We start from the raw sequence: 26243 nt of genomic DNA on the forward strand, positions 1-26243 counted from the left end.
TTTAAATTTCGGTTAATTTAATTTCATACAAACTTTCAAAAGTGTCTAATAAATTTTGGACATTTTTTTTTCGGATTGAAATTTCAATTTCGCAATCCATTTCCATTTTTTGAGAAACGATTTGAAGATTTTTTTCTTTAATAATTCGCATCACTTTATTCATGTGTGCATAACCAAATGAAATAATAAAATGTTTATTAATTGTTTTTTCAACAATAGTCGCGTTTTCTAAAGCCATTTGAGCTGCCGTTTTGTATGCCGAAATCAATCCACCAACGCCGAGTTTTACGCCACCAAAATAACGAACCACCACAACTAACACATTCGTGACTTCAAATGACTGAATTTGTCCGTAAATTGGCATTCCGGCACTATTATTCGGTTCGCCATCGTCATTTGCACGGTATTGAATTTTCTCAGTGCCAATTTGATACGCATAACACCAATGACGCGCCGAAAAATGTTCTTTTCGCAAACGTTCTAAATTCTCTTTTACATCTTCTTCAGAAGTTACAGGAAAAGCGTAGCCAAAGAATTTACTGTTTTTTTCTTTAAGTAAAACTTCTTCCGAAGGAAAATCTATGGTTTTGTATATATCGTTTTCTAGAAAATCCATTTTAATAGGTAACTAAATAAAGGGCGAATAAAGCCAATCCAATTCCGAATGCGTTGCGAAGCGAAATTTTTTCTTTAAAAAAAAGAATGCCGACAAAAGTAGAAACTAAAACGATAGAAATATTGTGAATAGTAAATAAAGTAGCACTTTGAAAGGCTTTTGCTTCTAACATTTTAACTAAATAATACAAAGAAAAGTAATTGGGTAAGCCCAAAGCTATTCCTCCTAAAACATTTCTTCCCGAAAATTTAATCTTTCCTCGAATGGCAAAAAAGAGTATTGTTAAAACACCAACACTAAAAGCACAAAAAAAAGTAACTGTTGAGAATAATCCAATCTGATTGGCAGGAACATGATAGGTTTGCAAATATTTTAAACTGGCATCGATAGTTCCAGCGCCAAGAAATACTAAAACTGGGAAAAGTAAATTGTTAGCTTGTTGTACTTCGCCGGTTTCTTTTTTGGAAGTAAAATAAACGGCAATTAACGCCAAAAGTATTCCGATTATTTTGACGAAACCTAGAGATTCATTGTATAAAATAACACCCAGAGTAATAGGGATAATTACCGACATTTTAGAAGCTACCGAAGCTACTGAAAGTCCATTTCGTTGTGAAGTTATCGTGGTAGCATAAAAGGTGGAAATGAAAACAAAACCTAAAAGAATACTTCCTTTAAACCAGTCTTCATTAACTATTTCTATTGAAATAGTACTCGAATCTAAAAAGAAAAGTCCAACCAAAAAGGCAACAAAATAATTTATTACTAATGCTTGTAATGCATCAATATTAAATTTGGCAAACAATTTAATTATAACAAATAATACGGCATTAAATAAAATGCTTAGTAGTAAATATATCAAAGTGTTTAAATTATTTTTTTATCAAATAGTTGTGTAATATCTTCAACCCCTGGTTGTAAGTTCCAAACTTGGAAACCTAGTTTTTCGGCAGCATCTGTATTTTCTTTTTTGTCGTCAATAAACAAAGTTTTTTTAGGATTTAAGTTGTGATTATTTATCACATATTTAAACGCATTTTCATCGGGTTTACGAATTCCAATTTCGTATGAAAAGTATACTTTTTCAAAACAACTATAAAAATCACGAGCAAAAGTTTGTCCTTCTTTGTGTTCAAATTTTTCAATGTGAGTGTGATCGGTATTACTTAAAAGAAATAGACGGTATTTTGATGCAATCATTTGTAAAAATTCCAATCGATACAATGGGAAATCACCTAAAATAGAATTCCAAGCCGCTCTTATTTCTGTTAAATCTGCATTAGGTAAATGTTTTTGAAAGCCTTGCATGAATTCGAGTTCGTCAATTTTTCCAATTTCGTACTTTTTATTCAAAGCATCCAAATCGTCATGCCAAGCGGTTAGGCCTAATTTTCTAAATTCGGTATCAATAGCTTGTTTGTTTAAATCGATAAAAACATCGCCAAAATCAAAAATAATTGCTTCAATCATAATTCTTGAAAATTTTAAGTTCATCATTCATTATGTCAAAACCAGCAACCGGATTTCCGGAAATGTTTGGGGCTAATGTGCCGTTTTGAAATGTTGTTCTACCAGAAAAAACTCTTGCTTCATCCCATAAATTCGCATCTATGAATGATTGGAGAGTCTTGCTTCCTCCTTCAATAATAACAGACTGTATATCGTTTTTATACAAAATGTCACAAATTGAAGAAATTAGGTGAATATCAAAGATAGTATTTTCATAGATACAATTTTCAGTTGAAATGAAATTTTCGCTTTCAGTTATAAAAATTGTTTTTTGCGAATTGTCTTTTACATGATAGTTTTGCGAAATTTTTCCTGATTTATCCAACACAATTCGAACCGGATTATTCCCTGAAAAATCGCGAGCATCCAATTTTGGATTATCGTCTAAAACAGTATTGGTTCCTACTAAAATTGCTTGTTCTTCTGTTCTCCATTTATGAACCAATTGTCTGGAATATGGATTGGTAATCCAAACGGGTTTCAATTTGTCATGCTGAACTGGTTTCAGCATCTCAGGTGCAATAAATCCATCAGTTGTTTCGGCCCATTTCAAAATAATATAAGGTCTTTTCTTTTGATGAAAGGTGAAAAAGCGTTTGTTGAGTTCGTTGCATTCGTCTTCTAAAATACCAACGGTTACATTTTTGCCACTTTCCACCAACTTTTTGATACCATTTCCAGCCACTTTTGCAAATGGGTCAATGGTTCCAACAACTACATTCGGAATTTCATTTGCAATAATTAAATCGCAACACGGAGGTGTTTTTCCAAAATGACTACAAGGTTCTAAACTCACGTAAATCGTAGCATCTTTCAGCAACGATTTATCTTTTACCGAATTCACCGCATTGACTTCCGCATGAGGTTCGCCTGCTTTTTTGTGCCAACCTTCGCCAATAATTTTACCTTCGTGAACAATCACACTTCCCACTAACGGATTAGGATATGTGGTTCCTAAACCATTTTTGGCGAGTTCAATACAGCGTTTCATGTAAAATTCGTGTGTTGTCATAATACAAAAGTAGTATTTTTAAGATAGAATTAATAATCGATTCTATCAATTTACGTACTTTTACCCAACAATAAAAATGTTATGTTAATTAGAGAAATCCAACAAAAAGATAATGAGTCGATTGCTAAGGTAATTCGTGATATTTTTCATGAATTAGATGCGCCAAAAGTAGGAACGGCTTATGCGGATCCAATTTTAGATTCTTTATACGAAGTCTATCAAGCCCCTCGTTATGTTTATTATGTTGTGGAAAAGGACGGAAAAGTCGTTGGTGGTTGTGGTGTTGCTCCTTTAGAGATGCTGAAACCAGTTCAGCATGACACCATTAAAGTATGTGAGTTACAAAAAATGTATTTTGCTCCCGAAATCAGAGGAACAGGTTATGCAGAGAAAATCATTGAAAAATGTCTGGAATTTGCGAAAGCACAAGAATTTGAAATTTGCTATTTAGAAACCTTATCGTTTATGACAACCGCACAAAAACTATACAAAAGAATAGGTTTTGAAAATATTGATGGTCCAATGGGAAATACAGGTCATAATAGTTGTGAAGTTTGGATGACGAAGAAATTAGTTTAAAATTATGCTACTAAAACAATACAAAACCCACTTTTTCGAATCACTGAAAAACATTCAAGACGAACAAGAAATCGAGAGTTTCTTTTTCATCCTCACCGAATATTTACATAATTCGAAGCGAGTAGATGTGGCTTTGAATCCGAATTTTGAGATTTCAGAAGAAGAAGTTCAAAAATGGAATGATATTTTAGTGGATTTACAACAAGAAAAACCAATTCAATACATAACGGGTGAAGCTTGGTTTTACGGCTTGCAATTTGAAGTCAATGAAAACACTTTAATTCCACGGCCGGAAACAGAGGAACTTGTTGAATGGGTTTTAAATTCAGCCACCACCCAACATCCATCACCCATCACCATTTTAGACATTGGAACGGGTTCTGGTTGTATTCCAATTTCATTAAAAGCAAATTTACCACAAGCCAATGTTTCAGCAATTGATGTTTCGGAACAAGCGATAGAAGTTGCTAAAAGAAATGCAGTTTCAAATAAAGTTGACATTAATTTCATTCAAGCTAACATTTTAGAAGTTGAAGATTTATCTCAACTTCCATCACCCATCATCCATCACCCATCATCCTACAATATTATCGTCTCCAATCCGCCCTACGTTCGCAATTTAGAAAAGCAAGAAATCAAGAAAAATGTTTTGGACTACGAACCGCATTTAGCTTTGTTTGTAGAAGATACGGATGCTTGGCTTTTTTACAGAAAAATTGCGCAATTGGCGTTAAAAAACTTGTCTCCAAACGGATTATTATTCTTCGAAATCAATCAATATTTAGGAAAAGAAACAGTAGAATTACTTGAGAATCTAGGTTTCAAAAATATCGAATTGAAAAAAGATATTTACGGTAATGATCGAATGATTAAGTGTTCGATTTAGGTTTGTAGCACAAAGTTTCACAAAGAAAATATCCTTGTGTTCTTAGTGTCTTCTTTGTGTCCTTTGCGTTTAAGTTTATTCGTAACGCAATGCTTCTACAGGGTCTAATTTCGAAGCTTTTATGGCAGGATATAATCCTGAAACAATGGTTACAATAAAAGTCGTAATAAAAGCCGCAATAATCGCCATCCACGGAATTACAAAGTCAAAACCAATGGCAGATGCAATGGCAAAACCAATCAGGATTCCTAATAAAATTCCAACCAATCCACCTAATTGACCAATTACTAATGTTTCAGTAAAAAACTGCCATGCAATTGTGCTTCTTTTAGCTCCAAGCGATTTTCTAACACCAATTTCACGTGTGCGTTCGGAAACGGAAACCAACATGATGTTCATTAATGCAATCGACGAACCAAAAACCGTAATAATTCCGATTACCCAAGCCGAAATTCCTAAAACTGCTGTGTTAGAAAGTAAGGTTTGAATTAAATCATCACTACGTTCAATTCCGAAATTTTCTTTTTCTACGGGACTTAGTTTTCTGACTCTTCGCATCGTGATAATGGCATCGTCAACCGCTTCGTCTAAAAGCGCTTCATTAGTAACCATTACGTCTAAATCGTAGTTGATATTGGGTGCCGAGAATAACGATCGAGCCACCTGTGTTGGAATTAAAACACGTAAATCTTGACTATTTCCGAAAGTAGAACCTTTCTCTTTTAAAACACCAATTACTTTAAATTTTGCACCTCGAATCGAAATAATTTTATCAATAGGATTCAAATTAGCAAACAAACCTTTTTCAAAATCTGAGCCTAAAATACTAACGTAATTATTGTTAGAAATATCAAATGAGTTCATATTTCGACCTTTAACAACTTCTAAACCTTTGTTTGGACAAAAATTTTCATCCACACCCACAACCGAAATTTCTGGGTCGGTTTTCTTTTCACCATATTTTACTTCTATTGCTGAACCCGCAGTAAATGAAAGTGAAGTGGAAGTAAATGGGAAATTAAATTTATCTTGAAAAGCCTTTGCTTCTGGATAACTGATGATAGGATTTACGCGTTGTTCTGTATCGTTTTGATTAATTTCAGAAGAAAAATCGTATTGACTTATCGAAAAAGTATTCGCTCCCATAGAAGCAAAATCCTTCAAAATGGTGTTTTCTAAAGCCGAAACTACCGTTAGAATTCCAACTAAAGCCGTGATTCCAATAGCAATAATCATTACCGTTAATGAAGTACGCAAAGCCTGACCTTTAATAGAATCAAGCGCAATTTTTGTATTTTCTTTAAATAATCCTACCATGACTATAAGACTAAAAAGTTGTTTGAATGTTACAATTTTGTAGTGATTTTTTTAAACACATACTTGTTTTCGCTACTTTGTCATTTCGACGCAGGAGAAATCTCATAATGGAATTCAGATAATGTGATTTCTCCTGCGTCGAAATGACAGAAATAAAATCTATTGGTACCAAAATAGATTTTTTAAACTGCCGAATATGTTCGATATTTGCAATGAAATTAGAAAAACGATAAAGATTTTCAAATTTTCAAATCATCAAATTTTCAAATCGAATCATGGCACAAAAACCAAGCATACCAAAAGGAACCCGAGATTTTTCACCAGCAGAAGTGGCGAAACGCAATTATATTTTCAGTACGATAAAAACCAATTTTGAGAAATTTGGCTTTCAACCTATTGAAACACCTTCGTTTGAAAATTCCGAAACCTTGATGGGAAAATATGGTGAAGAAGGCGATCGATTGATTTTTAAAATTTTGAATTCGGGGGATTATTTGGCTAAAGCGGATGCAACTTTATTGGAAAATAGAGATAGTTTAAAATTGACTAGTCATATTTCAGAAAAAGCACTTCGTTATGACCTAACCGTTCCTTTTGCGCGTTATGTTGTGCAACATCAAAACGAAATTGAGTTTCCGTTTAAACGTTATCAAATTCAACCGGTTTGGCGTGCTGATAGACCTCAAAAAGGACGTTTTAGAGAGTTTTATCAGTGTGATGCCGATGTGGTGGGTTCGAATTCGCTTTGGCAAGAAGTGGAGTTGGTGCAATTGTATGACTCGGTTTTTAGTCAGTTAGGTTTAGGTGGCGTTACCATTAAAATTAACAATCGAAAAATACTATCTGGAATTGCTGAGGTGATTGGTGCTTCGGATAAATTGATTGATTTTACGGTAGCTTTAGATAAATTAGATAAAATAGGAGAGGACGGAGTGAAAAAAGAAATGTTAGAAAAAGGCATTTCGGAAACGGCGATAGAAATAGTACAACCGTTGTTCAATTTCACAGGAACTATCAACGAAAAAATAGAAAAATTAGCTAATTTATTAGCGAATTCAGAAGAAGGAATGAAAGGTGTAAACGAATTGCAATTTATTTGTGATAACGTTACGACTTTAGGTTTGCAAACCGCTTTCTTGGATTTAGATGTTACATTAGCGCGAGGTTTAAATTATTATACTGGCGCCATTTTTGAAGTCGCTGCGCCAAAAGGTGTTGCTATGGGTTCGATTGGTGGCGGTGGTCGTTATGATGACTTGACGGGGATTTTCGGATTGAAAAACATGTCTGGTGTTGGAATTTCATTTGGTTTAGACCGAATTGCTTTGGTAATGGAAGAAGTAGGTTTATTTCCAGAAGCCGTTTTAGCAACATCAAAAGCCTTGTTTTTAAACTTTGGAGATAAAGAAGCATTGTATTCGATGAAAGCCATCGGAAAATTACGTCAAAAAGGAATCAAAGTCGAATTATATCCAGATAAATCAAAAATCGATAAACAATTCAAACACGCCGATAGAAGAGGTATTCCATTTGCCGTAATTGTAGGGGAATCGGAAATAGAGCGAGAAGAATTTGGCTTGAAAAACTTAGCTACTGGCGAGCAACAAAAAGTAGACTTTGCAACATTAGTTACGTTATTACAATAATTAAAAGCCGAACTTTGCTACACGTAAACTTGTCACGCTGAAATGCGTCTCTTTTTACACAGAGATTCGCCGAGTTTTTTTGACTTTGATTGTGTTGAAAAGAGATACACAGAGCGTTTCACTTACATGAGCTTGATTTTGCCCTTGAACTTGTAATTGAATTTTGAACTTGTAATTGAATTTTGAACTTGTAATTGAATTTGTAATTGATTTTTGATATGAATGTAGACGACGAAGCTAAAAAAGTAATTTGGTCCCTTCAGAACAATAAACGTACTGAAGCAGAACGAAACGTGTTTGAACCAACAGGCAAAAAACCGATGAATAAAAACGTGATTTATGTTTTGTCGGCTATCGGAATTACTTTTTTGATGAGTTTTGCGTTGTCTCAATTTTCTAAAGAAACTACCCAATTTTGTTTTTTGATTGAGAGTTATTGCTTCAATTCAAGTGAAAATCCATTAGCGTACACGTTTTATATTTTCATGAACCTTTGGATTTTAATTATAGGAATTGGAATCGCTTATTTGATTGGAAAGAAATTAGGAGATAAGTTTAAAGTATAGTTTTTACACAGAGATTCACAGAGCGATTTACTTATTGAAATTCTACTTGATTTTAATTTTGAACTTGAACTTGAACTTGAATTTGAAGTTGATTTTGAAGTTGATTTTGCCCTTGCTTAACCGTTTTTAAAAATTTCCTTAACAGCCGCTTCATAATTCTTGCTATTTCCCGCTTTTTTAATCTTTTTAAAAGTCTTTTGAGGGTTGGAAAATGATTCCGAAAAGTATTCCCAAAAACCTAACATTTTCATGCGAATTGGCGTTGGACCAGATAGATAAGCATCATATTCTTGATAAATTTCATCATGAAAAGCTTCAAAAATTTCCAATCTATTTTTCGGATATTCTGTAGTGTTATTTTTAATCATCGAAGGTAAAAATGGATCGGCAATTAAGCCTCTTCCTATCATCCAATGATCAATAGAAGGGAAACGTTCTTGTAATTCGTTAAATTTTGCTACCGAAGTTATATCTCCGTTATAATAAATCTTCTGTTTTGATGTGTCTAAACATTTTTGAAACGAATCTAAATCGACACCACCTTTGTATAATTGTTTTCCAATTCGGGCATGAATCGCAATATTTTTAATAGGATATTGTTCTAAAATTGGGAAAACATCTAAAATTTCGCTTGCATTTTCATAACCCATTCGCATTTTCATTGAAACGATAATATCCGTTTCGTTATGAACACGTTTTAAAATATGTTCAATTTGGTCCGTATTTTTAATCAATCCAGAACCCATACCGCATTTTGCCACCATTGGATAAGGACAACCTAAGTTCCAATTCAATTCTTTATATCCAAATTGTTGTACATATTTCGCAACGAATAAAAATTCTTCGGCATCATTGGTTATAATCTGCGGAATAACTTCTAAAGTACTGTTGTTTTCAGGAAGAATATCACGTTCGTACGAACCTTTTACTGCCAATTTTCCATTTAATTTGATGTATGGCGAATAAAATGTATCGATGACACCAAAGTGTTTGTGAAAAGCGTTTCTAAATCTAAAATCGGTAAATCCTTGTAGAGGGGAAGATAATAAGGTAATGCTCATGAGGCAAAGGTAATAGATTATTCTCTTTTTTGTTCAAATAACCAATTATACATAGCATCTTGATGAAAAATATTTTCCACACTTCCGTGATTTCCGCCTTTTATAATGGTAAAAATTAGTTTTGCTTTTTCATTACATTTTCTAATTGCATTTACAACTTTCTGTGATTCAGAAACTGGAACAATGTAATCTTTATCACCATGCTGAATCCAAAGCGGAATTGTGCCTAATTTGCAACCATCACTTACATTTCCGCCACCACAAATTGCAACTGCGGCAGTAATTTTATCGGCGTGTTTACCTGCAAAATGCAAGGTTCCATACCCGCCTAAACTCATACCGCAAACATAAATTCGGGATTCGTCTACGTTGTAGTTTTTCTTTATATATTCTAAAACTTCCAATACTTTATCTGGATTCCAACTTCCATTTGCTAATTGTGGCGCTACAACAATAGCAGGAATTTTTCTTCCTTTGTCTATTGCACGAAGCACACCATATCTTCTCACACGATTCAAATCGGTTCCAGAAAGACTTTTTCCGTGAAGAAAAATTAAAATGGGTTGCTTTTCGGTACTTTCCTTTTCGGGAACATTAATCCAAAATGGGTATGTGGTTTTATCGGTTATAGTTTTTAGTTGAGAATATGCTGAGAAATAATTAATTAGGAGTGTAAGGTATATGATTTTTTTCATAAAGACATAATTTATTTACAAAATTAAGATATTGAGCAAATTAAATACAAATAAAACATCGACAAAAAAATATTATTTATTTTGTCGATGTAAAATTATTTGAGAAGGATATTTTATTTAACTACAATTTTTTGACTATTGACAGTACCATTTGTTTTCTTTGTCTGGATTAAATATACTCCTGTTGAAAGTTTTTTTGTATTTAACTCAATATTTTTTTGGTTATCATTTAGTGTATTCCAAGTATTAATTAATTGTCCGTTAATACTAAAAATTGTAACCTGATTTATAGCTATATCATCATTGTTTATAATAGTAATAAGTTGTTTATTGTTATTATAAAAAATAACAGATTGATTAACTGTTAATTCTTCTTTTTCATATACATTTTCGTTATTAAACACGATAAAAAATCTATTTTTTATTTCTCCAGGGTTTAATTCAATTATTTGAGTTTCTTCAGAAATATTGTAATATAGATTATTTAAACTATCAAATAAATGAATGTTGTATCTATCAACAAAATTTTCTGTTTCCATAACTTTAATTTGATAATTTCCTTGGTTAGCAATATTAAAAGTTAAAGGAATCATCATGTTGTTGTTATAATAACCCAAACCTTGAATGGCTAATTTTGAATTGTTAGTTTCAAAATAAAAATCAGTTGGTTGAATATCAATAATATTTGCATCATAGCCCGGATTAATATCAAAATTTGCATTTTCATTCATAAAACCAACTAATAATTCTCTTTTTAAATTTGAGTTTCCTTTAAATCCAATTCTAATTGTAGCATGTTCGTTATTAACATAATATGGATCTTCTGAATTATCTAAGTTTTGTTCATTAGAGTCATTTTTAAAAAGTTCATTAGAGTTAATATTATCTTCTTTTATAAAAATTCTTTGACTATTGTTAAATGTGATTTGTCCACCGGTGTTATTTCCTTTCATATAAAAACCCTGTGCAACAGGAATAAAACGACCCGGTACTTTTGAGCTATTGCCAACTCCGCTTATAAGTTCTGGAGCTATAGGAGCCACACCTCCAACTAAATTTCTAATTGCATAGCCTCCAGTATATCCAGATAAGTTATGTGTGTTATTATTAACAGCATGTTCCCAAAAATAAATTGATCCGTTTGTAGAAGTTAAATTGTCTAATATTAATGAATTTGCATCAATTGCAGAAGGATATGGATTTCCAATTAAGTTCAAATTATTGGCTATTACTTGTAAACCAGAGTGGTTAATTATTCCATTGTTTGGTTTACCAACAAATACATAGTTTTGATTGTTTATTGAACTTGGTGCAGCTATACCAGTGCCTTTCATCGTGTAACCTTGTCCAGCCATAATAATGCTGTTTTCATTTATTTGTTGCCAATTTGCATATTCATTTGTAAGGTTTGTAAATTTATACAGCCAGTATCTTGCAATTTGAACAGGAGAATTATTTCCATTATACCCTCCAATCCAAGTTATAGTTTGTGGATTTATTGGATTCGTTCCATCTTTCAATATGTTTGTCAATGAATAGCCACCATTGTTAAGTGTTGTTGTGTTTTCAGAACTTACGGGTGATGACCAATAGTTGTAATTGAACAAATTACCAGTTCCTTGTTGATCTCTTTCAACTTTACCTATACTTAAAGGATCTAAATCACTTTCAATTGTTTGAATCAATTGAGATCTTCCTTGTAAATCTATGGTGCCATCTAATTTTAAATACCAATCGTTTTGAATTTTTGTATGATTATTCATTTCTATTAAAACTCCAGGAGCAACAAAAAGGCCTAAATCTATATGATTAGTATAAGAAATAATGTTATGATTTACTTGAATAATAGACCAATCATTTTCTGAAGCATCTAAACCTCTAATTTGTTTTGAAATTGAATTAGTTGCAACTGCAAAATTACCCGTTTGTTCTGTAATGAAAGGCATAGGAGCTTGTTGTATATTAATAGTTTTTACATTGAATATTTTAGCGCCCGCTCCAACATCTATAGTTGCAGAAGTATGATTATCTATAATATCATTTTTGTAATTATCCATTCTAAAATAACACATTAAATTTGTCCATGGTAAACTTGTTATTTCTTTAGGAATAATTTCACCAGCAACTACTCCAGCATTATCTTTAATTTCTTGATATATCATTTTTCTGAGCTCGTCTATACTTAAAGCTGTATTAAATAATCGAACTTCATCAATTTTTCCTTTAAAAAAATTTGTATCACTTATAGGGTTTTTTGCGATTGTAAAAACACTCATATCTGAACCTAATCCTCCAGAAACCGATGTAGTTGCTACAATGTTTCCGTTTATAAATAAATTAGCTTCGCTTGTGCCAACATTGTAAGTTACAGCCACATGAATCCATTGAGATGAATTTAAAACTGTAGGAGAAGTAAGTGTAGTGTTTTTAACAATAGCTTGAAGATTTTTAGAAGTGTTTATTTTTAATTGAAAATTATTTTGGCCTACTATAACTGCTTCATCGATTAACAAATTATTAATATTTATCCAAGCCATTAGACTAGCATTATTTAAATTGTTTGTTAAATTACTATCGGTAGCATAATCATTTCGACCATCAAAATCAATTAATAATTTACGCTCTAAATCTCTTGGAGAACCAAATAAAGCATCGTTTGTATCAAATAAATCGACAATTCCATCACTATCCGTATCTGTATTATCATCAATAATTCCATCATTATTTGAATCTAAATTAGCATAAAGACCTAAACTAATGTCATAGTTAATGCCATTTGATGTAACATCTAAATAATCAGGAGCACCATCACCATCAGTATCTTTTACATAATTATTGAAAGGAGCAATGTTACTACCTTGATTAAGATTTCCATAAAAGTTAAAATTGTAATCATAAATATCTAAAATTCCATCTCCAAATCCTTCATTAACTCCATCACCATTAGTGTCTTTTAATCTGAAAGTTTCAGTTTCAGGACCATCGCCAACACCATCACCAGTTATATCACCGTCTCCATTTTCATAACCTGTATAAGCATTTATATTATTAGCCCAAGATTCATCTACATCAAAAAATGTATCATTGTCGCTATCTAGATCAATATAATTTGGAATACCATCACCATCAAAATCTAATGTTCCGCCCAAAGATTCTGCACTATCGTGAAGGCCATTTGAGTTAGCATCAACCCAAGATGCGGTGTTCATTTTTGCTTCACCATTACTTAAATTTCCTAATCCATTTTCAACAATATCTGGAATTCCATCATTATCAGAATCTAAATCATAAATATCAGCAACACCATCATTATCTATATCGCACAAGGTTTGAGAAATTATGATATCATCAATGGCTAAATCATTTCCTAAACCACCAGGATTATTATTAATAAAAATAACTTTGAAAGCACTTGTGTTTAAACTAACATTTGAAGTGAACTGATACCAATCTCCTAAAGGGTTCGCTGCATTTGTAACTTCAACATCACCTGTAACAATTGAAGTGATTAAGTTATCGTTCATATCTCTAAATTCTACACGGATATTTGGTTTAATATGTGCTGCAATATTATTTGCGGTGGTTTTCATTAAATTAATTACCCAAAAGCTATAAGTAATAGGTAAGGTAGGTAAGGCACCTGTAATAGTAGCAGTATAAAAAATACCTGGAGAATAGGACGCATTAAAAATTGCCATTCTTCCGTTTGGATTTCCTGTATGGTCTGGTCCTGCATACCACTGTGTTGCAGCCCAAGAAGCAATTTGAGCGGACTGACCTACAGTATATTTACCATCATTTAAATCAGGTGAATATAAATCTGGGCATTGAGGATTATATGGCTCACCTACACTTCCATCTTCAAAACAATATGAAGTAAAAGCATCATAAGTAGTATTAATTGTTGTTCTACCTCCAGAACCAAACGTTTCATTAAGAAATTTATAATTTACTTTTGGACCATTTGAATTGACGCAGTTTTGTTCTTCTGTTACATCAATTAAACCATCATTATCATCATCAATATCAATATTGTCGGTTATGCCATCACCATCACTATCAAAAAAAGCTTCAATTCCAATTCCTTTAATTTCAAAAAGGTAAGGGTTTTCATCGCTATCATTACTAGCTATTGAAACTGTTGCAGTCTTGGTTCCAATTGATGAAGGATTAAATCTAATTTGAAAGGTTGTATTTCCTGGTGAATTAATAGGTGTTGTAGGCATTGTAATTACTGTAAAATCTGGACTACCAATAATATTAACGAGAGGAGCTCCAGTTAGATTAATTGTATTTGTTCCTATATTTTTAATAGTAAATGTTTTGTCAACAGGTTCTACTAATACTTGAGTTTCGTTAAAGTTAGTTCCATTAAAATCATTTGATAGTGAATTATGTGGAACAGTTACATTGTTTAAGCCTTCAACAGTTAATGAAGTCCCAACTTTTGTTCCATAAACTTTTACATTATCAATAAAATAATAATCTGATGTATTTGAGGTGTTATCCCTTTCATCAAATCGAATTCTAATTTTAATTTGAGTATTTCCATTTGGAATATTTAAGATATAATGAGAGCCTACAGAAATTCCAGCAACTGGAGCATGAGTAAAAGGTAAATTATCTGGAGTGTATGCTCTTCCATCAATTAATTTAACCGTAGTGTAACTCACACCATTATTGTATGAATAATCTAAGTATAAATCATCATTATCATCAGGACTTCCATCAGAGGAGAAATTTATACTCAAAAAATTATTAGTGTAACCAGTTAAATCTAAATTATTAAAAGTGGTTTCTGGGTCATTGTTTGATGGGCCTGAACCTGAACCGTTAGAACCTCTAAACCTTAAGGAATTAGGAGTGGATGCCGAAAAAGTATTAACAATATCAACATAACCAGTATTTAAAGTATTTACATAGTTCCAGTCATCTTGAACAGAACTATCAAAACCTTGATTTGCAATTATAGCTTGGCTATAAGAATAACTACAAGAGAATAATAAAATAATTACGCAAACGATGTAGTTTTTTTTGAATGAAGTAATGTTGTTTTTCATAATAGTAGGGTTTATGAATTTGATTTCTTAAAGTTATTTATTTAATTTTTTGAAAAAAAAAAATAATGCACGCATAGTATTTTCATAACAAATTAATCCTTCTGAGTTTTATTTTTTTTATTTTTTAATCAAAATGTTAAATTAATGTAAATTTTTTGTAACCTTTTTATTAATAATCAAGTTGGAGTTGAAAAATTCAATTATATTAATGTGTTTAAACACTTGTTAAATTTTACTTTAAATTGCTTTTTTAATTGTTTACAATTATAAAATAACGATAAAATGACTATTATTGACGATGAATGAACTATATGTCAAGTGAAGAAGAGTATTTTTGATAAACCCAAATTTTTATGAAAAAAGTAACCTTGTTATTATTTGTATTTGTCGGTTTGCTGACTCATGCTCAGCAAGAGTATTTTGTTTCTTTGACAGGAAATGATACATCGGGAAATGGCACTTTAGCCAATCCATATGCAACTGTTGAAAAAGCGGCAACAGTAGCAAATAATTTTATTCAAAGCAATCCCACTACTAGTGTAAACATCAATATACGTGGTGGAATTTACAGAAATTCTACTTTTACAACCTTTTCAAATTTAACGACAGCTCAATATGATCCTGAAAATATTGGAGATATTATTTGGAAAGATGTTGGGAATAATGGCAGTGTTGTTCGATTAAATAACATAAATGGTACGGCTGATGCTTGGATTGCGATTCAACCATATGCAACCGAAAATGTTATTTTTGAATGCGATGGTGATATAGCATTAAATATAAGAAATTGTACTTATGTAAGCGTTCGAGATATAGAAATGGTAGGAGTTACAGAAAGAATACCATTGCAATTGGCTTGGATGTATTGGGGGACCTATCGTTATGATTCCGGTGGAAATTGGGTTTATGGCGACCGAAAGCAAGATATTTGTACAGCTTATGCTTTGGGGAGTTGTTCGGATATTCCACCCAATGTACTTACCAGTCACATTACTTATTCAGGGCTTCCGGACATTAGTGGATTAAATGTACAACGACCTAATATATTTGATGGTAAAGGTGTTTTAGTAAATCTTTCTAATAATGTTGAAATTTTAAGTTGTGAAGTACATCATTTTCCTGGAGGAGGTATAAGGGTTACGGGTTCAGATTATGTGAATTTAATAGGGAATAGCGTTCATCATAATAGTTTAAGAGCTTCTGTAGGAACACACGGTTTTGTTATCGAAGGATTAACTGCAGATTCAGGAACCAACAACAATGTTCAAAAGATATTGATTAAAGGAAATTTGGTATATAGCAATTATAACGAATTGTATTCATGGGTACAAAGCAAAACCATCTGCACAACTTCTATTGACGAAGGTAAAGGCATTGCCTTGTTGCGAAGCGGAACTACCTATAATGGGTTCAATGGAAAAATTCGGGTAGAGAATAATATTTGTTATGATAATGGCAAAAGTGGTATTCATTGTAACGATGTGGATAATGCTGAAATTTATAATAATACGGTTGCTTATAATTCGCATACTGATGTTTACAATTATGATTTGAGCGGTGGTGTTAATGCAGGAATTAGTATTCAAGTTAGTAATAATAATAAAATTATTAACAATATAGCGGTGGTTCATTCTGGATTTACCCCATCTTTAAAAGCGCTTTCAGAGGGGCAAAATTGTTCAGGAAATACGGTGTTAAATAATATCGTTTTTGGAAGTACAAACAATGATTTTCCTGGCGGGTTTACCGATGTTGATCCTCAATTTACAAATGCCTTAGTTAATGATTTTTCTTTAACAACAGGTTCGCCTGCCATTGATGCTGCCAATGCTTTGTATGCCCCATTAGAAGATTATTTTTTAGTTGTAAGAGACGCTAATCCAGATATAGGAGCAATTGAATACGACGAAGTGTTAGGAACTGTAGGATTCAATAGTAGCTCGTTGCGTGTTTATCCAAATCCGGCTTCCAATAGGCTTATAATTGATGGTTTAGATGGGTTTTCGAATACGTTATACTTGTTTACTTTGTTAGGTGAAAAAGTAATTGAAATGGATACCCAACATAATAATGAATTGCATGTAGATGTATCCACTTTAACAAGCGGAATTTATATCCTTACAATAGGGGAGCGCGTCTTTAAGGTAATCAAGAACTAATTTAATTTCCGATTATAAATCTTTCAGAAACTGAATTAAATTATCGGTTTTTGAAAGATTTAATTTTTTACGAATACTAGCTCTATAATTATTTACGGATTGATTGGTGATTGATAAAATGGAAGCAATTTGCTTGGTTTCATAATTCATTCGCAAATAAGTTAATATCTGAATTTCTTTTTCATTCAAATCGGGAAATTGTTCTTTAAGCTTGAATAAAAAGTCATCAGTTACATTACTAATTTCGGTATTTAATTTAATCTTGTCATTATTCAATTCAATTACGTTATTAATATCGTAAATGATTTTCTTGACTTCGTTTACATTTTCTTGATTTTCAATCGATTTAATTACTTTACCTAATCGATCTTTAAAGTTTTGAAAATGTTTGTTTTGGTCTTGAATTTGAATAGCAAACTCGGTTATTTGATTGCTCGAAAAGTTTATTTTTTTTGTTAAAGCAATTTCTTTTAAATTGTTAATTTCTTCTAAGTATTCTGCATTCGATTTTGTTATGCGATTAATTTTTTTCTGTCTGTAAATAAAGAGACTTAAACCAAATACCACTAACAACAGCATTATAAATTGATAATTTTGCTGCGTACTTTTTAGGTTTAGTAATTCAATTTGCTTGTTTTTATTTTGAAGTTCTAATTCGTATTTGGCAATATTATTCTTAACATCAATTATTTTTAGTTCTTTTTCTTTTTCGGATTTATAAATTTTCTCGTTTAACTCAATTTTTAAGTTAAGAAATGTTATGTTTTTTGCGAGTTGGTTCGTTTTTTTAGATAAGGCAATTAATTTATCTAATGCTTCCACCACGATATCCGTTTTATTATTGCTTTTTCCTAATTCATAAGCATCTTTATAAAACTTTTCAGCATCAGCATATTGCTTTTTTGAGTTGAAAATGTCAGCTTTATTGATATATGCAATAGCTAAGACTTCATGAAGCTTTAATTCTTGGGTTTGAATGATTACGTCATTCGTTAATTTTAAAGCTTCGTCATAATCGCCTAATTTGTATTTGTTTTTTGCAGTTAAAACAGCATTGAAATAGAAAAGATAATCGTTTTTCGTGTATTTAAAATAGTCTTGAGCTTTGCTTAACGTTTTTAATGATTCGGAATATTTGCCTTGTTCTGTATATAAATAACCAATGTTGTTAAACATTAAAATCGTTTGAAGATAATTTTTTTGTTCAACTGCTAATTTTAATGATTTTTGGGAATACTCTAAAGCTTTCGGGATATCTTTATTAAAATGATAAACCACCGAAAACATATTGTAAACTTTAGCTAATGAAGTTTTATTGTTGTTTTTTAAAGCTTCCTCTTGTGCTAAATTTGCAAATTCTAACGATTTTTTTATTTCGATAAAATCAAAATAAATGACACTTAGGTAGAAATATAGTTCTGATTTATCATTAAAAAATTCTTTTTCTTTCTCAATTTCAACTAATAGTTTTAAAGATTCATCGTATTTTTCATTTCTACGATAGATTTGACTAATGAAAATCTTGTTTTCTAAAACTCTGTTTTTATAATTTAATTTTTTAAAAGCATCTGAACTTTTATTAAAAGAAATTAAAGCATCGTTATACTTACTTTCCATGTATAAAGTTTTGGCTTTATAAAACGAAAGTTCGGCTTTCAATGAATCGGAAAGTTTTAGTTGTTCTATTTCTTTGATTAATTTATTGTTTTCAACAGTAGATTCCGATTTTTTTAGCTTTTCAAATAACTCATTTATGTTGTTTGAAAAACAAAAATTGCCGTAAAGTGCTAGTAATATGATTATTAATTTATTTTTCAAAATCTGTCCTTTTTCAGCAAAAATACTAAAATGTTATTGAAATAGTATTGAAATGTTATTGATTTTTATTTGTAGGTTATATAAATAGTATTAATGTTTGGTACGTTGGGTTTTATTATTTCGCAATTTTGCTTTGTTAAAAATGAAACCCAAATTTAAATTAGCCATGAAACAAAAATTATTACTTTTCTTATTTTTAAGTTCGTATGCTTTACTTGCTCAAGTAGGGATTGGTACAACAACACCAAATGGTGCTTTAGAAGTTACTAGTGCAAATGATGGTATGGTGGTTCCTAGAGTCGCATTATCAAGTACTACAGATGCCGCAACAGTTCAAACTTTAGTGGAGTCAGAATTGGTTTATAATACAGCAACTGTATCGGATCTAACCCCAGGTTATTATTATTGGGATGGTGTTGCTAATTGGATAAGAATTAATCCTACTGCATCTAATGACTGGACATTAACAGGTAATGCTGGTACTTTACCTGGTACATGGGCTGCTCCAGGAACAAACTTTATTGGAACAACAGATGCTCAAGATATGTTTTTTAGAACAAATAACCAAAATAGACTTAGGATTTTAAGCAATGGTAGAATGGAATTTGGTCCTATGTCTGCAAACCCATCAACTGGAACTGCAACATATTATTTCAGTAATGAGCCCACAAATACGTCTAATTTTGTAGGTATTAATAATAAATATGAAAACAGTTGTACAGGGAGTAATTTTGGTTTTTATAATAGAAATATAAGTTTAACAGCTGGATCAAATGGCCATCAGTATGGTTTTGTGAATGTTGTAAGTGGTTTAGGTAATGGATTGAAAACTGGAATTTCAAATACTATTTTCGACACTCAAAACGTTTCAGGAGGTTCGGTAAGATTGATATATAATGCAACAACAATAGGTAGTACCAATACAAATGCTTCTATTGAACATTTAGGTGTACATAATCATTTGTATTTTAGAGCAACAGGAAGAGGAATACTTAAAGGTGTTTATAATGACATTTTAACACCATCTGGATCAACTCATACCGAGGGTATATTTGGCGTGCATAATATGTTTACGATTCGATCATCTGGTACAACTTATGGTTCGGTTTCTCAATACTCAACCGGGTCTACAGGGACAGGGGATAAATATGGTTTTTATGCCCTTATACCAAATGGATTAGCAGGTACTCATTATGGGATGTATTCTGATGTAACAAATGCATCTGGATATGCGGGTTATTTTTTAGGTAGAGTGTCAATTGGAACTACTGCAGGTAACGAATATATTCTTCCAGCGTCTAGAGGAACAAATGGACAGGTTATGACTACAGACGGAGCTGGAAATGTGAGTTGGACATCTTCATCAAGTAGCACATTAGCTTTTGATAATGCTTCTGTTGCTGCAACTTTTACAGTTACCTCTTCTATGTATACTGTTAGAGTAGCCAACGCTGTTACTGATATTTCGCTCCCAGATCCAACAATCGTAACTGGTAAAGTTTTTGTATTGATTGGAACAAATGGTATTACAGCAAAAGCAATTACAGTAACTGGTGGTGCAAGTGTTATTGACGATGTTACTAATACTACCATTACCAACTTAAATGCAAATGAAAGATATACCATTCAAAGTGATGGCACCAATTGGATTGTAATTGGGAATTAATAATATAAAATTAAAATTTATATGATTTTAACGAAGTTGTTTTAATTATATATTTAATTAATTTGTTAGAAATATATAAATGAAACTATTAAGATAGTATTTAAACTTATTTAGATGATAATTATACTTTTTGTGAATATAAAGGATATAAATTTGTTTTATAATTAATAAAGTTTGATATTATGAAGCTAGATGTATTTGTTTTTCTTTTAAAAAAGATAAATTTATTATTTACTTTTTTTGTTTTGACAATATTAATTTTGTTTTCTATTCAAAATAATGTTAATAGTTTTTTTTATAATTTGGTATTAAATGATTATTTTATTATGATTATAACATTAATTTTTGGAGTAAATTTTCTTTTTCACTTAAGAGATATTTTTGTTATAAAGTAAGAATTAAATATAATTAGTAAAAGTTAGATTTTTTTGTTAGTGGATGTTGATTATAAACTATTTGTAATCGTAGTTTAAGTCAATTATTTTTTTTAAAAAGGTAGAATATTCATTCTACCTTTTTTTATTTTTAGTGGATTATTTTTGAAGCATTTCAATTGTTGCTATTGTTCTAAAACCTACATGGTCTGAACTTGAGTCTTCTGTCATGCCCATTCGGGCAGAAATTCTGAAGCTTGAACAATAATTTTCGTTGCATAAAAACGAACCTCCTTTAATTATTTTTTCGGCTTGGTATGGATTATTAGGATTTTTTGAAGTGCTGGCTCCATTTGGGTTTTTAGTTGTTATTCCTGTATTAAATAACTCTTGATAGTAATCTGTATTATACCAATCTGAAGTATATTCCCATACATTTCCCGACATTTCAAATAACCCTAAACTATTAGGCTGAAATGATTTTACCGGAGACAATAAATTATATCCATCTACTTTGGCATTTTGAATAGGAAACGAGCCTTGCCAAGTATTTGCTTTTTTGTCTAATTTGTTTTTATCGTCTCCCCATGTATAAATGGCATTTTTTAAGTTCCCCATTGCTGCTAGTTCCCACTGAGCTTCAGATGGGAGTTTTCTATTTGCCCACTTACAATAAGCTAAGGCATCTTCATACGAAATATGAACAACCGGATAATTGTCTTTCCCATTGATATTTGAATTTGGTCCATACGGATGTCTCCAATTAGCGCCAAGTGTCCATTTCCACCATTGTTGCCAGTTATTTAAACCAGAGACACTTTTAATTTCTTCATAGAAAACTAACGAGCCTGGAGCCAAAATTGAATCGTGAGGTTTTGGAGTTCCTTCAGGAAGTGTTTTTTTCATTTCTTCCCAATTAATTGGTCTTTCAGCAGTAGTAAGATAACCTGTTGCTTCTATAAATTTTCTAAATTGGGCATTGGTTACTTCCGTTTCATCCATAAAAAAACCATCAACTGTAACAGAATGTGCTGGTTTTTCATGTGGTAACGCTAAATTATCGTTGTCTTTTGCTCCCATAGTAAATGTATTACCTGGAATCCATACCATGCCTTTAGGTATTGTTATGTTTTTTGGAAAAGTTGTAATTATTTCTTCATTTGAATTGTTTTTGCAAGAAAATAAGGATAATACAAGAGAGAAGTAAAATAAATATCGCATTGTTGTAAATTTAGTTCAATTACAAAAATACTCAAATTATAGTACTATTTCCCGAAAGTTTATTTATTTTTACAACTAAAATTCCAATAATTTTGAAGAAAAAGACGTCTTACTATTTAATATTATTTTTTTTATTTATCACTGCTTTTCACTCCAACAAAGTAGTGGGTCAGGAGTCTGTTATTTTTGAAAAATTAAACTTTGAAAACAATGATATTCAAAGTATTGTTTATAGTATTTCTGATGATATTGATGGAAACCTTTGGTTTGCTACCGAAGAAGGTATCATTCGATATAATTCAAAAGAGACCTATTTGTATGACTCAAACAAAGGTCTTCCCAAAAGTATAAGTAATCGTGTTTATTCTGTTTTAAGAGATAAAAACAATTCTATTTGGATAGGCTCTACTAACGGAATTGCTAAATACAATAATGAAAAAGATGTTTTTGATAGTATTCCAAACGAAGGAAAGAAAATAGATCGAACAAATGCATTAGTCTTTGACAATAAGAACACTATTTGGATTGCTTCCGATAACGGTTTATGGCTATGTGACCAAAATAAAAAGTTGAAAAATATTGTCCCAAACATTAGGGTTTTTAACCTTTTTGCTTACCAAGGTGCTATTTATTACACTTCAACTTTAGGGATTTTTAAGTTGACTTATAATAATGGTAATATCGTTAACAAGCCATTAAATGGAAAAATTACCGATGCTTCTGTATTGAAAATTATAAATTCAAAAATTATTGTTGGAACTAAAATAGGAAAGCTCTATAAATCTGATTTATCAAATGTTTCGTTTAACGAATTTCAGATATCTCAAAAGCTTTCGGGTTTACGTATTAGAGATATTGAGTGTAAAGACAATCAATACTATTTTGCCACAGATGGTGTTGGAATTTTTGTAACAGATGCTAATTTTAAATTAAAAAAGCATCATTTTTTTGATAATGACAAACAGAATAATCTAACGAGTAATGGTGTTTATGATATCTTTTTTACTAACGATATAACTTGGATTGCTACTTATGGAGGAGGTGTAAACTATTATTCTAGAAACAAGCAATTATTTACCATTATTAAACATCAAATTAATAATTCAAATAGTCTAGCTAATAATACGGTACGATCTATTTTAGAAATTAAAAATGAAATTTGGTTTGGTACTAAAAATGGGATTAGTATTTTTAATGTTTCTTCAGATAATTGGACCCATTTATTTAATGGAAAAGATGAAATCATCCTTTCATTAGCTTATCTAAACGATTATGTTTTTGCTGCGAGTTATAATAATGGGTTGTACAAGATTAATAAGTCCAACCGACAAATTCAAAACATTTATAATCCAAAACTTCACCCAAAGGGTGTTCAAAATATTTTTAAAGTATTTATTGATGCGAAGGAAAATATTTGGTTAGGTGGTATCGAAGGAAATTTAACGGTTATTCAAAATGACAATACAATAATTCATTATCCTATTAACGATGTAAGGGATATCAATTGGTATCAAAACAAAATCCTAGCCGTTGGTCGAAATGGTGTTCATTTAATAGATCACAAACAAAAAAAATATTTTAAATTCAAGATTTTTGATACTGAAAGGTTAAAATATAACTTTAATACCATAAACACAGTTGTTGTAGATAATAACAATATAATTTTAGGAACAAATGGCTCGGGTGTTTTATTTTATGATGGAGCTAAAAAAAGTGTTTTTAAAATTGATAAATCCAATGATTTAAGTTCAAATGTTGTACAAGGTGTAATTAAGTATGATGCAAACTCTTATTGGATTAGTACAACAAAAGGATTATCAAATTTAATGATTTCACCAACGGATACAATCATAAAGAATTTCAATAAAACCGATGGTATTTCAAGTAATGAGTTTAATTATAGTGCTTTTTTAAAATTAAAAAATGGTTCGGTTGCCTTTGGGGGAGTTGAAGGAGTCACTATTTTTGATCCCAAATTAATAAAACCCAGAAAAATTCTACCTAAGGTTGTTTTTGAAGATTTTTTAATAGACAACGATGTGGTAAAAGATACCGATATTTTACCTAAGCATATTAATCAGGTACAAGAAATAGACCTTTATTACAAGCAAAATTCTTTTGGATTTAAGTTTGTAGGTGTATTACAAGGATATTCTTCTAAAGTTAAATACTCTTATATGTTAGAAGGATTTGATCAAAATTGGTCAGAACCTTCTTCAAAAAATTTCGCCAATTATACCAATTTAAATTCAGGTCAATACATCTTTAAAGTTAAAGCAACTAATGAACAAGGTGATTTTGGTCCAGTTAAAACGGTAATTATTAATATTTCGAGTCCTTGGTATGCTAGTTTTTTGGCTTATTTAATTTACATTATTCTATTAGTTGCGGCCATCTATGCCCTAATTAATATTGTAAAAATTTTTGAGATTAAAAGAAATAAGGAAGAACAAATAGATTTTTTTAATAATATAACTCACGAAATAAAAACGCCATTGGCAATTTTACTTTCCACCATTGAAGAAGCAAATACCGAAGAAAATTTAAGAGTAAAATCTAGTATCGAACGAATCAATAATTTGATTAATCAAATGCTTAATTTTCAAAAATTTAGTATTGATTCTTCCGATGTTCAAATTTCTAAAATTAAATTAAACGATTTTATATTTAATTTAATGCAAGATTTTAAACCGTTGCTTAATGAGAAAAAATTAAAAATAACTTTCGAAAATAATTTCCAAAACGAAATATTTTATTTCAATGAAGAATATTTAACCAAAATATTATTTAATTTAATTTCTAATGCAATTAAGTATTCGCATGAAAATAATGAAATTATAATTGTTTTAAATACATTAGAAAAAGGGAGATTAGGAATTAAAGTTAAAGATTTTGGAATTGGAATTCCTAAAAGCGCTCAAAAAAATATCTTAACTAAGTTTTTTAGAGCTAAGAATGTTGCCAATAATCAATTTTCAGGCTCAGGTTTAGGGTTAATGATTGTAAAACAAATTGTAGATAAAACGGAAGGTAAAATTGCATTTAAGAGTACTGAGAATGGAACCACTTTTAAAATAAGTTTATTTAATTTTGAAAAAAAATATAATGAAAGTGCCATAATTAAAGTTGAATCAACTGATTTTGAAGTCACTGAAGAAATTCAAAAATTTAGCGATAAGAAAATATTATTAGTTGAGGATAATGATGAATTAAGAAGTTATCTTGTGCGAACACTTGAAAATTATTTCTTGGTTTATGAAGCTAAAAATGGACAAGAAGGATTTGATTTAGCGTCAAAAATTTTCCCTGATTTAATTTTAACCGATTTTATGATGCCAGTACTGGATGGATTACAATTCAGTAAGAAAATATTAGAGGATATCAATTTAAATCATATTCCAATTTTTATGCTAACAGCCTTACATAATACTATACATAAAAAAGAGAGTACAGAAATTGGTATAACAGAATACATTGAAAAGCCAATTAGTATTGCATTTTTATTAGCTAAAATTACAAGTACATTTTTATGGCAAGAAAAACTTAGAGAACATTTTATACATCAAAATGATATTTCTATAGCTGGTAAAAACAAAAACGAAAACGAAAATGAATTCCTAATAAAATTAGAAAACATAATTCTCGAAAAAATTAAAGATGAATCATTTTCTCTACAAGATATATGTAATGTTGTTGGAATGAGTAGAACTTCATTATATATGAAACTGAAAAATTTAATAGACTTGTCACCACAAGACTTTATAATACATACCAAATTAAAGTATGCTAAAAAACTTTTAATAGAAGGCAATTCTAATATCAAAGAAATTGCCTATAGTTCTGGGTTTTCAAACCCAAAATACTTTAGTACATCTTTCAAAAAGGCCTTTGGTGTATCTCCTTCAGAATATATCAAAAATCTAAATCAATAATTATTAATAACATTATTTTAATAGCTAATTAATATCAAATTGCTATTCAGAAGGTAATTTCAAACGTTTTCTTGATGATAATTATACCTTTTTTGATGTTTTCTAAACTATATTTCTCTCAAAGAA

At 30.7% G+C, this 26243-nt stretch carries 17 protein-coding genes; 7 read left to right on the plus strand and 10 right to left on the minus strand.

The genetic code is table 11. The annotated features are described in order from the left end of the window. Nucleotide 1: 1 nt before the first annotated feature. The 4 genes from GFJ94_RS11250 to ribD are packed head-to-tail and all read right to left on the minus strand — an operon-like array spanning nt 2 to nt 3137. Nucleotides 2-616: a YigZ family protein gene (locus GFJ94_RS11250; RefSeq protein WP_153201607.1), complete on the minus strand. Its 615-nt coding sequence runs from the start codon at nt 614-616 to the stop codon at nt 2-4. A 1-nt stretch (nt 617) separates the two neighbouring features. After that, nucleotides 618-1478 carry a DMT family transporter gene (locus tag GFJ94_RS11255; protein WP_153201608.1) on the minus strand — a complete coding sequence of 287 codons (861 nt, stop codon included), beginning with the start codon at nt 1476-1478 and terminating at the stop codon, nt 618-620. Nucleotides 1479-1483: 5 nt separating this feature from the next. Next, nucleotides 1484-2086, minus strand: a complete 603-nt coding sequence (locus GFJ94_RS11260) for an HAD family phosphatase (protein WP_153201609.1) — start codon at nt 2084-2086, stop codon at nt 1484-1486. Beyond that, complete coding sequence (ribD, locus tag GFJ94_RS11265) at nt 2079-3137, minus strand: bifunctional diaminohydroxyphosphoribosylaminopyrimidine deaminase/5-amino-6-(5-phosphoribosylamino)uracil reductase RibD (protein ID WP_153201610.1); 1059 nt, start codon at nt 3135-3137, stop codon at nt 2079-2081. Before ribD ends, GFJ94_RS11260 begins: the two co-directional genes overlap by 8 nt. Before the next feature lie 81 nt (nt 3138-3218). Here ribD and GFJ94_RS11270 point away from each other — a divergent pair, with 81 nt between their 5' ends. Both GFJ94_RS11270 and prmC read left to right on the plus strand, forming a co-directional pair. Next, entirely contained in the window at nt 3219-3716 is a 498-nt protein-coding gene (locus GFJ94_RS11270; protein WP_153201611.1) for a GNAT family N-acetyltransferase, read from the plus strand. 4 nt (nt 3717-3720) lie between these two features. Next, complete coding sequence (gene prmC / locus GFJ94_RS11275) at nt 3721-4602, plus strand: peptide chain release factor N(5)-glutamine methyltransferase (RefSeq protein WP_153201612.1); 882 nt, start codon at nt 3721-3723, stop codon at nt 4600-4602. A 75-nt stretch (nt 4603-4677) separates the two neighbouring features. On the opposite strand, the gene GFJ94_RS11280 is transcribed toward prmC, so the two are convergent. Further along, the gene (locus GFJ94_RS11280; protein WP_153201613.1) at nt 4678-5919 is read right to left on the minus strand and encodes an ABC transporter permease; all 1242 of its coding nucleotides are present in this window, start codon (nt 5917-5919) and stop codon (nt 4678-4680) included. Between the two features lie 275 nt (nt 5920-6194). On the opposite strand from GFJ94_RS11280, the gene hisS reads away from it, so the two are divergent. After that, the gene (gene hisS / locus GFJ94_RS11285) at nt 6195-7565 is read left to right on the plus strand and encodes a histidine--tRNA ligase (protein WP_153201614.1); all 1371 of its coding nucleotides are present in this window, start codon (nt 6195-6197) and stop codon (nt 7563-7565) included. A gap of 218 nt (nt 7566-7783) precedes the next feature. Then, entirely contained in the window at nt 7784-8131 is a 348-nt protein-coding gene (locus GFJ94_RS11290; RefSeq protein ID WP_153201615.1) for a hypothetical protein, read from the plus strand. Between the two features lie 116 nt (nt 8132-8247). On the opposite strand, the gene GFJ94_RS11295 is transcribed toward GFJ94_RS11290, so the two are convergent. From GFJ94_RS11295 to GFJ94_RS11305, 3 genes are all read right to left on the minus strand, one after another. Next, a complete protein-coding gene (locus GFJ94_RS11295) occupies nt 8248-9192 on the minus strand; it encodes a tRNA-dihydrouridine synthase (protein ID WP_153201616.1) in 945 nt (314 codons plus the stop codon). A 17-nt stretch (nt 9193-9209) separates the two neighbouring features. After that, complete coding sequence (locus GFJ94_RS11300; protein ID WP_153201617.1) at nt 9210-9887, minus strand: prolyl oligopeptidase family serine peptidase; 678 nt, start codon at nt 9885-9887, stop codon at nt 9210-9212. Between the two features lie 113 nt (nt 9888-10000). Beyond that, nucleotides 10001-14947: a LamG-like jellyroll fold domain-containing protein gene (locus GFJ94_RS11305; RefSeq protein WP_153201618.1), complete on the minus strand. Its 4947-nt coding sequence runs from the start codon at nt 14945-14947 to the stop codon at nt 10001-10003. A 353-nt stretch (nt 14948-15300) separates the two neighbouring features. On the opposite strand from GFJ94_RS11305, the gene GFJ94_RS11310 reads away from it, so the two are divergent. After that, nucleotides 15301-17106, plus strand: a complete 1806-nt coding sequence (locus tag GFJ94_RS11310) for a right-handed parallel beta-helix repeat-containing protein (protein WP_153201619.1) — start codon at nt 15301-15303, stop codon at nt 17104-17106. A gap of 12 nt (nt 17107-17118) precedes the next feature. Here GFJ94_RS11310 and GFJ94_RS11315 read toward each other — a convergent pair whose 3' ends face one another. Continuing rightward, nucleotides 17119-18924, minus strand: coding sequence for a tetratricopeptide repeat protein (locus GFJ94_RS11315; protein WP_153201620.1), 1806 nt, complete (start codon nt 18922-18924; stop codon nt 17119-17121). 142 nt (nt 18925-19066) lie between these two features. Here GFJ94_RS11315 and GFJ94_RS11320 point away from each other — a divergent pair, with 142 nt between their 5' ends. Beyond that, nucleotides 19067-20590 carry a hypothetical protein gene (locus tag GFJ94_RS11320; RefSeq protein WP_153201621.1) on the plus strand — a complete coding sequence of 508 codons (1524 nt, stop codon included), beginning with the start codon at nt 19067-19069 and terminating at the stop codon, nt 20588-20590. A gap of 533 nt (nt 20591-21123) precedes the next feature. Here GFJ94_RS11320 and GFJ94_RS11325 read toward each other — a convergent pair. After that, nucleotides 21124-22185 (minus strand): formylglycine-generating enzyme family protein, encoded by a 1062-nt coding sequence (locus GFJ94_RS11325; protein WP_153201622.1) that lies wholly within the window; start codon nt 22183-22185, stop codon nt 21124-21126. 92 nt (nt 22186-22277) lie between these two features. Here GFJ94_RS11325 and GFJ94_RS11330 point away from each other — a divergent pair, with 92 nt between their 5' ends. Further along, complete coding sequence (locus GFJ94_RS11330) at nt 22278-26117, plus strand: ATP-binding protein (RefSeq protein WP_153201623.1); 3840 nt, start codon at nt 22278-22280, stop codon at nt 26115-26117. The last annotated feature ends 126 nt before the right edge of the window (nt 26118-26243 follow it).

The organism is Flavobacterium sp. LMO8 (assembly GCF_009495755.1).
GTDB lineage: Bacteria > Bacteroidota > Bacteroidia > Flavobacteriales > Flavobacteriaceae > Flavobacterium.